Here is a 10,333-nt window from a genome sequence, read left to right on the forward strand (position 1 = left end):
TCTCAAACTGTTTCAGCAACGCCGAAGCAGAAACTGCAAACGAGTGGTTGAGATCATTCGCCTTCGCATGGAATCAGCTTATCTGAACACTACCCCCGCGAGGGATACACCGTGTGATTCTCCCGCGGAACATCGGGGAGATCGATCGCATCGATATTTATCCACGTCGCGATACCGCTCCACCGAACGTGCATCAGCGTCGATTCCAGCGGGAGAAACTTCCGCATCGCAGCGATCGATTCCGGCGCTTCGTCCTCGAACAGTTCGGCGGTGAACGTATACTCTGCAACGTCTATCGTGAGTTTGTCTGTCATTGGTTGTTTATCGGAGGTGTACGGGTCCTTTATCCGAGGTGCACCTTTGATTTCCCTCTCCACGGGCGATGACGGTTAGGACGGTGATCGAAGCTGCTCGTCCCAGTCGTCGGATCGGTCGTGTGACGTGTGCAATCACATCGGCGGCCTTGAGCATCGTCGTGGATGGGGTGGATGTCCAGCGCGTCCGGGATCCGGTCCATGTGCGACCCCCCGCATTGACGGGGTCCGTCCGGACGTTCGCGGCCACAGGTAATAAAAACAGAAGCTACGGGACAGATCCGATATCCAGTGAGCGGATCCGAACCGGCTCACAGTGGTATACGATCGGTGACAAGCGGTCGCGTCCGGTGTATGAAAATATAAATTATATATACAATATATGATTCCGATAACTCGCCTCAAAAACGCGCTGAGGTCCGCCAACGCCCATGGGATCACTTCGGCCATCAGAGAATCGAGGAGGATCCCATCCCGATAGCCGTCGGATACGTCGCGGGCGACGGACCGTGTTCGGGTCGACCAGCAGGAATGCCGACTGGATGCCGCTGTCGGTCCTCATGTAGGTGGCGTATCCAGCGGGTCTTTGCGTTCGAGGTCAGCCGTCCCCGCCGTTTTCCCCGCGATCTGTGGGGCGCCTGCCGCGTTGACGATGCGCCGTTTTCCGTCGATGCTGACGGACACTGTACCGCTGCGCTCCTTGTTCCCGATCACCATTCGGATCACTCGTCATGCAACTCGGGAAATCGAATATATAATTTGAATGTTATTAAGTTATTACTATCGATATTTGAATACTTTAGGACGCGGACCCGCTCCGGATTTTCCGACGGGCTGTACGAAACAGCTGCCGACCGCGACGGTGTCTCGCTGTTCGTACCTGCAGATTTGATATCTCCCCCGTCCTAAAGGGCAAAACTTGTGCTCGAAATTCACCATGCACAGACCAGTCCTGAGGAAGGACAGCGAGACCTACAGGGACGAAGCGATCTGTTTTGATCGCCAGTGTCGAGGATCGGCCTGACGGCAGGGTCGTCGAGTACGACGTGTCGTACCTCTTTGGGCTTCACTCGGTGACGATGCGGGTGGAGGCCACCGACCATCCGTCCGGTGACTCGGACGCCGTGAACACGAACGACGTCGATGAACTGGAACCTCTCGTCACGGTCGATGGAATCCAATGGGCGTCGGACACCGTAGCGATCGGGCAGGAGGACGGGTGGACGATCGTCGACGTGTCGTGGTCGACGGACCACCGCGTCGATGCCCGACAGCTGCTGCAGGGGCTCGTCGCCCGGCGGTACTACCCCGATGCACTCGCCGCGCTCGGATACGAGACGGTGTTGCGGGACGGATGGTGGTCGCTGTGATTCCGAGTCACTCGAGACGGTAACCACGAACGCGATCCCGGGCAACGTACATCGAGCCGGCACCGACGAGACATGCGATCACGGCCGAAATGGCGGTTCCGATGACGCCAACCAGAAGTCGGTCGACGCCGGTGAACGAAGCGAGTGCGTGACCAACGGTTCCGGAGTGAGCGATGATCGTTGGAAGCGCAACGAGGACCACGACGATCGAGTAGATCACGAACGCGAAGACGCTTGGAACGATCGCCTTGCTGCTTCGGGAGACGCTGACGGCCTCAAAGCGTGGGAACCCGACGCCGATCCCGGTTGCGATCGCTCCCGACACGGCCGACAGGATGAGCGCCGATACCCCGAGACTCATGACAATCGGTACCGGGTGTGGGCTCAGGAATCCCGTAAAAATGGTCGCCGCGACGGTCAACGGTGCGATGAGAAGGGCACCGGAGACGACGTGTCCGATGACCAGCGAGCGTTCGGGAGTCTCCGAGAGCAGCGTAACGGGGAGCGCTGCACCCTCTTGGCCGACCACGTTGAGCGCGAACAGCGAGCCGGCGACCCACGTTCCACTAATGAGGACCCACAGCGGAAGGCTCGTTCCGACCTCTCCCGTCTGTACAGCGGTAACGATCGGACCGGCGAGAACGATCAGCGGATACAACGCGAACGACAGGGAGATCGGTGACCGTCGAGCGCGTTTCCAGTCGACCGCGACGACACCGAAGACTGGCTGTGAGAGGACTTGTGAAAGCCCGCCAAAACGAGAGGATCTGTCGGCGGAACGCTCGACTTCGTGGGTGACGTGGACGCCGTCGGCGTACCAGAGCCACTCTGCGAGTCGGGATAGCGACGCGACTGCGGCGGCAACGAACACGGCCGAGAATCCCACAGCACCGAGCGCGCGAAGCGGTGATGCTCCTATTCCGAGCCCAATTGCAGCGAGATCGCCGAACCAGTCGATCGGCGTCGGCGCGAGCATCCGGTAGATCGGCTCCATGACCGACGCGAACGCGTTCGTGAAGATCAGCGCGAAGTACCCGATACCGAGCAGGACGAAAAACAGCGTTCGGAGCCGGCTGAGTAGCCGCGACCGAACGCCGGCGTTGCGCACGCCGAGCGCGATGAGGAACCCGGCCGGGATCCCAGTCATGAGCAAGAGACACAGCGTGACAAATAACGCGGGGATCGTGAGAATCGAGCCGGCACCGACGGCGAACGCGACCGAGGCGGCGCTGCCGAGCGTGAGGGCGAACGCGAACCAGAGGACGAATTCGGTGAGGACGAGGCCCCCGATCACGTCTCGGTGTGAGACCGTCGTCAGCAGGCCGTCGAGATTGTCGGGGCGGAGCGCGACGGCGTACGCCCGATAGCCGCCGAACCCGACCACGAAGATCCACCCGTAGACGAGCGCCATCCGCGCCCAGTCGATCAGCGGCTCGGTCTCGCTTCCGGCGACGAACCCGCCAGCGAGGTACGCTCCGAACACGCCGGCGAGCGAGAACGGAAGCAGCATGAGGGCCGCGAACGCAAGCGCCAACAGCTGCGTCGTGTTCCCTTTCATCGTTCGCCAGCGACGCCGGAGCTCGGTTCGGGCGACCAGCCGCGGACGGTTCGCCCGCGTCATCGATCCTCGACCCGTTCGTTCCGGCGGTCGACGGCATCGCCATTCTCACCGCCTTCCGGGCCGGGAGCCGACGCTGAACCCGGTCCGGAATCCGACTTGGAAGCAACCGGACCCCGTTCGGCAGTGACCGAGAGGAACACGTCCTCGAGGGTCGTGCCCTCCTCGGCTTCCATCCGCGCGGTCAGCGCCGCGGGCGAGCCCTCGGTGACGAGGTCGCCGTCGTAGAGAACGCCGACGACATCCGCGAGCTCCTCGACGACCGAGAGGATGTGCGTCGAGAGAAACACCGTGTGACCGTCGTCGGTTAACTCCGAGATGACGTCGAGAACGGTCCGCGCCGCCCGCGGGTCCAGCCCGCTGGTCGGCTCGTCGAGGAAGACGACATCCGGCTCGTGGAGGAGCGCTTGGATCAATCCGACCTTCTGGCGCATCCCCTTCGAGTAGTCCTCGATCCGCTTGTCCGCGTCCCCGTCGAGGTCGAACCGATCCAGCCAATCGTCGATCTTAGTCGCCATCTCGGCGGCGGGGAGGTCACGGAGCCGACCGAAGTACTCGAGCTGTTCGCGGCCGGTGAGCTCGTCGAAGACCGGTGGTTCCTCGGGGAGATAGCCGATCGACGCCCTGATCGCGTCGCGGTCCGAGACGGGATGCCCGTCGATCCACGCCTCGCCGTCAATGATCGATCACAGCTCGCTCTCACGGCGTTTGCCGACGCGATGGAAATTGTGCCGAGAACGCTCGCGACAAACGCCGGCACAGACCCGATCGAGGTGGTGGCCCGGCTACGGACCAGACACGACGCGGGCGACACCGACGCCGGCGTCGGTCCATCGGGGTCGGTCCAAGATATGACTGCAGCCGGAGTGGTCGAACCCGCTGCAGTGGTGTCGGGCTGTCTCACGACGGCCGTCGAGACGGCTGTGATCCTCTTGCGGATCGACGACGTTCTTGACGCGGAGGAAACGGCTTCGGCGGCCACCGACCCCCACGACCACGCGCACGATCACGGAGAAGAACACGGCCAGACCGGTGGCCACGATCATGGTGGCTATCCATGGGCACTCAGTCACTAGCGCCGAGACCGCTCGGTGAGAACGGCGTCCAGCCCGGACGGACTTACCGCAGTTTCCCGGTTTCTACCGGATTGATGAGACAACGGTGGTCGACATGAGTGTACAGACTTTTGAGGTGATTACCCCGGGGCTCGGTTCCGTGAGTGAGCTCATACCCGACGAGACACCTATGACGATGAGACAGCAACTCCAGACCACACGGCCTGTGTTGCATGGAGGGACGAGTCAGTGAGCCGTCTTCCGGAAGGAAGCGGTCTTATCGCGCTCGATGGGTTCGTCGGGGCCACTCTAAGGTACGGTGTTGACGTCCTCGCCGGCGACGTCACCGGTGTCGGCACGTTCGTCGTGAACGTTATCGGTTCCTTCGCGCTCGGCGTGCTCGTAACTCAGGCTGCAGATCGGCAAACGCAACTGTTCGTCGGCACCGGACTCCTGTCGTCGTTTACCACGTACAGCACGTTTGCAAGCGACGTGGTTGTGCTCGGCACGACCATGGGAAGCGTCTATATTGCCGCCAGCTACGGTGTCGGACTAGCTGCGGCCGCAGCCGGTCTTGCGGTCGGGAGGCGACTATGATTGGAGCCGCCGTGTCGATCCTTCTGATCGGCACTGGAGGAGCGGCTGGCGCGGTGGCTCGTCACACTGTCGGCTCGTCCATCGAGGGACGCGAATCGGTAACGACGGTTAACCTCGTGGGGAGCTTTATCCTCGGCGTGGTCTCGGGTGTGCCGGGCGCGTCGTCCGCGATGCTGCTCGTTGGCGTCGGGTTCTGCGGCGCGTTCACCACGTTCTCGTCGTTCGCTGTCGAGACTGTAACGACTGCCGAGTCCGGCGACCCGCTCCCGGCGGCTCAATTCACCGTCGCCAATCTTATCGGTGCAATCGGAACGCTGCTCCTTGGATCACTGCTCGTGTCTGCCGTCTTCTGACCATGGTTGCGTAGAGAGGTACCTGCTACGACGCGTTCTATCGAGGTCACCGCTGCTGACTGCTGCCATAATCATGACCAGATGATTCACCTTTCAACTCCTCAGATAAATCAACGCAAATGAAATCAATATTATCTGTACTGTTCCGATGCTTTGGTGAGTCTAATATAAATCTCTTCCACGATTCACCAACATCATAGATGACGCTGCGGGTGTCGAGTGCACACTTGATCGGGATATCCGGACGACTAATGGCATCGCGCTTGGTATAGTCAGCCTGCCGGAACGATCACGGACGATACGGATCAGGCGTTGTGTATCGCACAAAGCGTCGTGGAACAGCGAGGGTTCGATCCAGCGGCTCTGTTGAAATGCTCTTCCTCTGATACTACACTATAAATGTAACTCTCAACGATTTCTCCTCAGTTTTGCTTGTCAGGCGTTGGAGATGAAGAAAGTCAATAGCCGTGAGCTTTGACGGTGCTAACAATAGTTTTCTGGTTAGCTCTACAACTTATGCATAAATTGCGTTAGGTATATTCATACATAACAGCTATAATCTGTATATGGTAGAGATTCTACTTGCAATCGGCATCGTTGCGTCTATCTTTGTCGGCTTCAACATCGGTGGCTCATCTACTGGGATCGCGTGGGGGCCACCGGTTGGTGCCGGCATTATCAAAAAGACGACTGCGGCAGCCCTGATGACGTTCTTCGTCTTTCTTGGTGGGTGGACCGTCGGACGGAACGTGATGGACACACTGAGCACAGGCATCATCACCATTGATCTCACGCTCCCGGCGGGTGTCGGGGTGCTCTTTTTCATTGGAACGGGCATTCTCATCGCCAATATCTTCGGTGTCCCTGTCCCAACGTCAATGACGACCGTGGGAGCGATAGCCGGTCTCGGGCTGGCCACGGGCACACTCAACTATGTGACGATCGCTGAGATCGTCTCTTGGTGGATCGTCACTCCGGTTGTCGGATTCTGGGTTGGTGGTATTATTGGACGATACATCTACCCGGAAGTTAATCGACGAGTACAGATCGAGAAATCAGATGGTCCATTACTGATTCTCGATCGGAACGCTACGATTCCGAAGCCAGCGTTCGGTCCCAACACGACGTGGTCTGAAATCGGGAGCACAGCAGTCGTACTCGTCGTCGGTTGTTATATGGCGTTCAGTGCCGGGGCAAGTAACGTGCCGAACGCGGCTGCCCCATTGGTGGGCGAAGCAGGGTTAGAAGCAAATATCGCAATCGTCATTGCCACGTTTGCAATTGGACTCGGTGGGTTCACGATCGCCCGCCGGACGATGGATTCTGTCGGGGGCGAACTGAGTGACATCCCATTACTCGCAGCCCTGTTCGTCATGGTCACGGCAGCAACGATCACAACGCTTCTCTCATGGATCGGGATCCCGATCAGCCTCGTGATGGCAACCGTGATGACGATTGTTGGCATTGGATGGGGTCGCGCATCTCGACCGGTTACCTTCCGTGAGGCCATTACCCGAGACACGGAACAAAGCGAAATTATCCCCGGTGCGATCACTGCCGAGGAAATGGAAGGAGAACCGGCCGCGCCGATCGGTGAAGAAGAACCGGACGCGGTGCTTGAGGCAGGTGATCTCTTCAGGCCACGTGCAGTGATGAAATATGTGTCAATGTGGATTATTGGCCCTGCGGTGTCAACACTTCTGGCCTACGGCTTCTTTATGCTCGTCCCGGGTGTTGCCTGACAACGAACGTTAGGTAGCTGGCATCCCTCCTTTCAACCATGGTCTCACGAATCCTTGTTCCAATGGACGACTCCGATCACGCCAGCCAAGCCCTCGAATATGCGCTCGACAACTATCCGGACGGGGAGATCACTGTTCTCCACGTCGTCGGTGTTCCATCAATGCTGATGGGTGAAGCGACGGCTCTCGCCCTCGAAGACGACATTAGTGAAGCGGCTGCCCGACGGTCTGAGCCTGTTTTTGAGCGTGCACACGAGATAGCCAATAAGCGGGATCGAGCGGTCGAGACGGCTGTTGGAACCGGGCACCCCGCTCGCCGAATCCTTGAGCGAGCTGAGGAGTACGATTGTATTGTTCTTGGTGCCCACGGGACAGATTGGAGCCGTGCAACACGCCGATTTCTTGTCGGAAGTATTACCGAGACGGTATCTAAGCGAGCACCAGTTCCAGTAGTCATTGTTCGGTAGCCAAGCGTGCCAGCTATTGTGATGAGGTGAACGTTAGAGAGTCCGATCGAGGTTCTGGACGACACACGCAAGGGCGAGTTCACGAAACTGCTTCCACCAGCGCCGTGAACGGACGAACGGGCCATACTTCCGCTTGAGCGCGGAGTTAACGGTCTCTGATTGACTCCGTTGGCCGTAGAGGTCAGCATCCAAGCGTTCATTCCATGCCTTGTGAAGTGATGTGAACTCACGATGCTTGATTAGTGGGCGAATCTCGTGTTGACGGGCAAGCCGTCTGATTTTCTGGTCGTCGTAGCCTTTGTCCCCGAGCAGGATGTCGATAGCTTCGGCGTTGCGTTTGATCAACGAGGGAGCGATCTGGCTATCGTGTTTCCGTGTCGTCGTCACGTGTAGATCAAGGACTGCGTTCACTTTGGAATCGACCAGCAGTGTTACTTTGAGTTGCTGAATCGTGAGTTTGGCTCGTTTCGTGTAGTGTTTTGAGGCGTGACTGCGGTCGAATCCCGAAGCATCGATTCCCGCAACGCCGTTGGTCGGGAGCAGTGAAACAGAGAGATCGAGCAACACTCGCCAGACGGCCATATCGAGTCTATCGAACGCTTTGCACAGTGTTGATGGGGCAGGCAGTTCAGTGAGATTGATCGAGTTCCGAATACGGGGCATTTCGATGAGTTCGTCGAGGAGTGTACGATAGGTCGTGTTCTTCCGAACCTTGAGACAGAGGAGAACGATGTGCTGATGGAGCGTGTAGCGTTGTTTCGAGAACTTCGAGGAGTATCGAGCTACGGCGCGTTTCGCTAACTGAAATGCTTCCTCGACAAATCGGAGCAACCGGGACTTTGGGAGGGTCTGCATCTACTCAAACTACCGACTGAACCTGTAACTCACTAAGAATTTCAACAGAGCCAACTCAATCAATCTCTTCTATACGCGTGTGTAGACACGGTCTCGGACCCAGCCAACAGTATGTTTAGCCAGCCGGCTAACTGAGCCAATGTATGAAGCGAAACGTCGGAAAGATCGATGCCACAGTTCGCATTGGGGCTGGGGTAGTACTGGCAGTGCTTGCTGTGTTCGCTGCATGGGGGATGCTGACTGTTCCGGTTGTCTCGACGCTGGGACTCGGGACCATTGCCTTGGTGTTGATCGTTGAGGGGGCAACCCGCAGATGCCTCTTATACCGGGCTCTCGGGATCGATCGATGTCCAGTTGATTGACCGTACTGATGATGCCCGCGTGCGCAACGTCGGTCTGGAGCTGTTCGGGTGACACCCTCCGCACCGTTTGAGGTGCGGCTTCCCAGCGTGGGAATACTAGCTAAGTTTCGCTGTTGCTGGCAGCGCAGAGGGTTCCGACCCGTGGAAAATCGGGAGAATCATCTACGAAGGTTCCTCGCTCGTCTCTCGGCGGATCGTGGCGCTGTCACAGGCGTTCCCATCCCATGAGATGCATCGCCCGCCGATTCCAGTGGTAGGCTCTCACCTTACAGTTCATGACGGTCAGCGATGTTGACGCCGAGTTGATGTCGGCAGAAGACGGAACGACGCGGCGTACCGCTGTCCGACCGACAAGTCTCTCGGGTTCTCGGCTCACTCGAGTTGGTGGATGAATACCGTGTCTGGTGGTTGGTCTGCTTAATCGAAGATGGATGAGTTCAAAACCATTTGAACAACTGACCGGTACAATTACATCTCCGCGCGCCCACCTCGGATGTAGCGAACCGTAGGACAGCACCGCCGTATTTCAGAATCGTTCGATAATCGAACGAACTCAAATCCGCACACCGGGGGTGTTTTTATAAACGACCCGCCGCCGTCTGTCGGATTCTAATCGTTCGGAAAACGAATGAGCGCTGGAGGCCTTGGTCACGCGGCGTGACTGCCCTTCCTTTTGGCCGGTGCGGGCGCTGTAGCCGTTGGTCTGTGATCGGTGGTCACCGGCGTTCATGGGATTCGCTTGAGCGGAAACGACCAACCATGAGTCTAGAACCAATTGACGCCGAAACTGCGCTCGAGCTGTATCTCGCAGACACACTCGCTGAATCTTCGATTCTGTTATCTAGGCCCTGTCTCCCAATTTCCATTAGATCAAAAATCCCTGTGTGTAACCTACTATGTGTAACCCCTCGCCGTCTCGGATATTTTAAACATGATATGTCAATTTTTAAAACTCCAGTTTTTCGGATATGAATCGCCAATTATGTTTTCCATATGTTATATGAAACATGATTCAGCGGAAGCTATAACCGATGGAGATCGGCCCTACCGAGTTGGTTGTCGATATAAATTGCTGTGTGGAGTGTTAATCTGTGGATGCAGGTCAACCGAGGGAAGTACATATGCGCCTCTTCAGAGATATCTAAAACAGCGATTATTATAAGCCATAATTCATAAACACAGATTTTAGGCTAGGTCAGTAAAATCATGCGAATATCCAACACCTGTGGAAGAATCATCAGGACCGACTTTTTCACGACTAACATTTGGGAGGTCACCACTGTAATACTCCTTCGCGGGATACACTGAGACACGCGTGGCGTCTAGTGACTCGAATTCGCTGGACATGATCGGTTTCAGGACGACGTAGTCTCTAGTCAGTTGTTCGTAAAGAGGATCAGGTAGGCGCTTGATGATTTGTACGCGCGCGCTACCCACATTGCCCGACTCGAGATCGTCGTTACTGACGTCATTCAGTGACGCGCTCCCTATCAGTTTCAAATATGTGCTCTATTGAAAATGCGGTACGGGAGCGGGATCATAGTGTTTTGGCGAGCTTTTTGAGGTTGTTGAGGGCGAATGAGAGGATGATCTCACGGAA

Annotated in this window: 10 protein-coding genes and 4 pseudogenes; 9 read left to right on the top strand and 5 right to left on the bottom strand. The window is 57.4% G+C overall.

What is annotated here, in order from left to right; translation table 11 throughout:
- Positions 1–86 (top strand): annotated as a pseudogene (locus CHB65_RS17160) (IS6 family transposase); the annotation flags it as partial.
- Positions 87–92: 6 nt separating this feature from the next.
- Here the strand turns inward: CHB65_RS17160 and CHB65_RS16255 are convergent.
- Together CHB65_RS16255 and CHB65_RS17945 are read right to left on the bottom strand one after the other, a co-directional pair.
- A pseudogene (locus tag CHB65_RS16255) lies at positions 93–314 on the bottom strand (DUF3830 family protein); the annotation flags it as partial.
- 558 nt (positions 315–872) lie between these two features.
- A complete protein-coding gene (locus CHB65_RS17945) occupies positions 873–998 on the bottom strand; it encodes a hypothetical protein (RefSeq protein WP_281251577.1) in 126 nt (41 codons plus the stop codon).
- 311 nt (positions 999–1,309) lie between these two features.
- Here CHB65_RS17945 and CHB65_RS16260 point away from each other — a divergent pair, with 311 nt between their 5' ends.
- Positions 1,310–1,684 (top strand): hypothetical protein, encoded by a 375-nt coding sequence (locus CHB65_RS16260; protein ID WP_089386065.1) that lies wholly within the window; start codon positions 1,310–1,312, stop codon positions 1,682–1,684.
- Positions 1,685–1,691: 7 nt separating this feature from the next.
- On the opposite strand, the gene CHB65_RS16265 is transcribed toward CHB65_RS16260, so the two are convergent.
- Together CHB65_RS16265 and CHB65_RS16270 are read right to left on the bottom strand one after the other, a co-directional pair.
- Entirely contained in the window at positions 1,692–3,305 is a 1,614-nt protein-coding gene (locus CHB65_RS16265; protein ID WP_089386066.1) for a hypothetical protein, read from the bottom strand.
- Positions 3,302–3,976 (bottom strand): annotated as a pseudogene (locus CHB65_RS16270) (ABC transporter ATP-binding protein); the annotation flags it as partial. The pseudogene CHB65_RS16270 and the gene CHB65_RS16265, both read right to left, overlap by 4 nt.
- A gap of 45 nt (positions 3,977–4,021) precedes the next feature.
- Here CHB65_RS16270 and CHB65_RS16275 point away from each other — a divergent pair.
- From CHB65_RS16275 to CHB65_RS16295, 6 genes and pseudogenes are all read left to right on the top strand, one after another.
- On the top strand, positions 4,022–4,378 hold the full coding sequence (locus CHB65_RS16275) for a TCP-1/cpn60 chaperonin family protein (protein ID WP_245810014.1): 357 nt from the start codon (positions 4,022–4,024) through the stop codon (positions 4,376–4,378).
- Positions 4,379–4,606: 228 nt separating this feature from the next.
- Positions 4,607–4,954, top strand: coding sequence for a fluoride efflux transporter FluC (locus CHB65_RS16280; RefSeq protein ID WP_089386068.1), 348 nt, complete (start codon positions 4,607–4,609; stop codon positions 4,952–4,954).
- Entirely contained in the window at positions 4,951–5,307 is a 357-nt protein-coding gene (locus tag CHB65_RS16285) for a fluoride efflux transporter FluC (protein ID WP_089386069.1), read from the top strand. The genes CHB65_RS16280 and CHB65_RS16285 overlap by 4 nt, the downstream gene beginning before the upstream one ends.
- A gap of 255 nt (positions 5,308–5,562) precedes the next feature.
- Positions 5,563–5,667: pseudogene (locus CHB65_RS17840) on the top strand (ADP-ribosylglycohydrolase family protein); the annotation flags it as partial.
- Positions 5,668–5,873: 206 nt separating this feature from the next.
- Complete coding sequence (locus CHB65_RS16290; protein WP_089386070.1) at positions 5,874–7,049, top strand: inorganic phosphate transporter; 1,176 nt, start codon at positions 5,874–5,876, stop codon at positions 7,047–7,049.
- A gap of 38 nt (positions 7,050–7,087) precedes the next feature.
- Entirely contained in the window at positions 7,088–7,516 is a 429-nt protein-coding gene (locus CHB65_RS16295; protein ID WP_089386071.1) for a universal stress protein, read from the top strand.
- A gap of 33 nt (positions 7,517–7,549) precedes the next feature.
- Here CHB65_RS16295 and CHB65_RS16300 read toward each other — a convergent pair whose 3' ends face one another.
- Complete coding sequence (locus CHB65_RS16300; RefSeq protein ID WP_089386072.1) at positions 7,550–8,371, bottom strand: IS5 family transposase; 822 nt, start codon at positions 8,369–8,371, stop codon at positions 7,550–7,552.
- A 143-nt stretch (positions 8,372–8,514) separates the two neighbouring features.
- On the opposite strand from CHB65_RS16300, the gene CHB65_RS16305 reads away from it, so the two are divergent.
- The gene (locus CHB65_RS16305) at positions 8,515–8,733 is read left to right on the top strand and encodes a YgaP family membrane protein (protein WP_089386073.1); all 219 of its coding nucleotides are present in this window, start codon (positions 8,515–8,517) and stop codon (positions 8,731–8,733) included.
- Positions 8,734–10,333: the final 1,600 nt, after the last annotated feature.

The sequence above is a fragment of the Halorubrum vacuolatum genome (assembly GCF_900188065.1).
Taxonomy (GTDB): domain Archaea; phylum Halobacteriota; class Halobacteria; order Halobacteriales; family Haloferacaceae; genus Halorubrum; species Halorubrum vacuolatum.

Coding starts and splice junctions, on each gene's coding strand:
- CHB65_RS16295 (WP_089386071.1), top strand. CDS start 7,088: ATGGTCTCACGAATCCTTGTTCCAATGGACGACTCCGATCACGCCAGC.
- CHB65_RS16300 (WP_089386072.1), bottom strand. CDS start 8,371: ATGCAGACCCTCCCAAAGTCCCGGTTGCTCCGATTTGTCGAGGAAGCA.
- CHB65_RS16290 (WP_089386070.1), top strand. CDS start 5,874: ATGGTAGAGATTCTACTTGCAATCGGCATCGTTGCGTCTATCTTTGTC.
- CHB65_RS16285 (WP_089386069.1), top strand. CDS start 4,951: ATGATTGGAGCCGCCGTGTCGATCCTTCTGATCGGCACTGGAGGAGCG.
- CHB65_RS16275 (WP_245810014.1), top strand. CDS start 4,022: ATGGAAATTGTGCCGAGAACGCTCGCGACAAACGCCGGCACAGACCCG.
- CHB65_RS16305 (WP_089386073.1), top strand. CDS start 8,515: ATGAAGCGAAACGTCGGAAAGATCGATGCCACAGTTCGCATTGGGGCT.
- CHB65_RS16265 (WP_089386066.1), bottom strand. CDS start 3,305: ATGACGCGGGCGAACCGTCCGCGGCTGGTCGCCCGAACCGAGCTCCGG.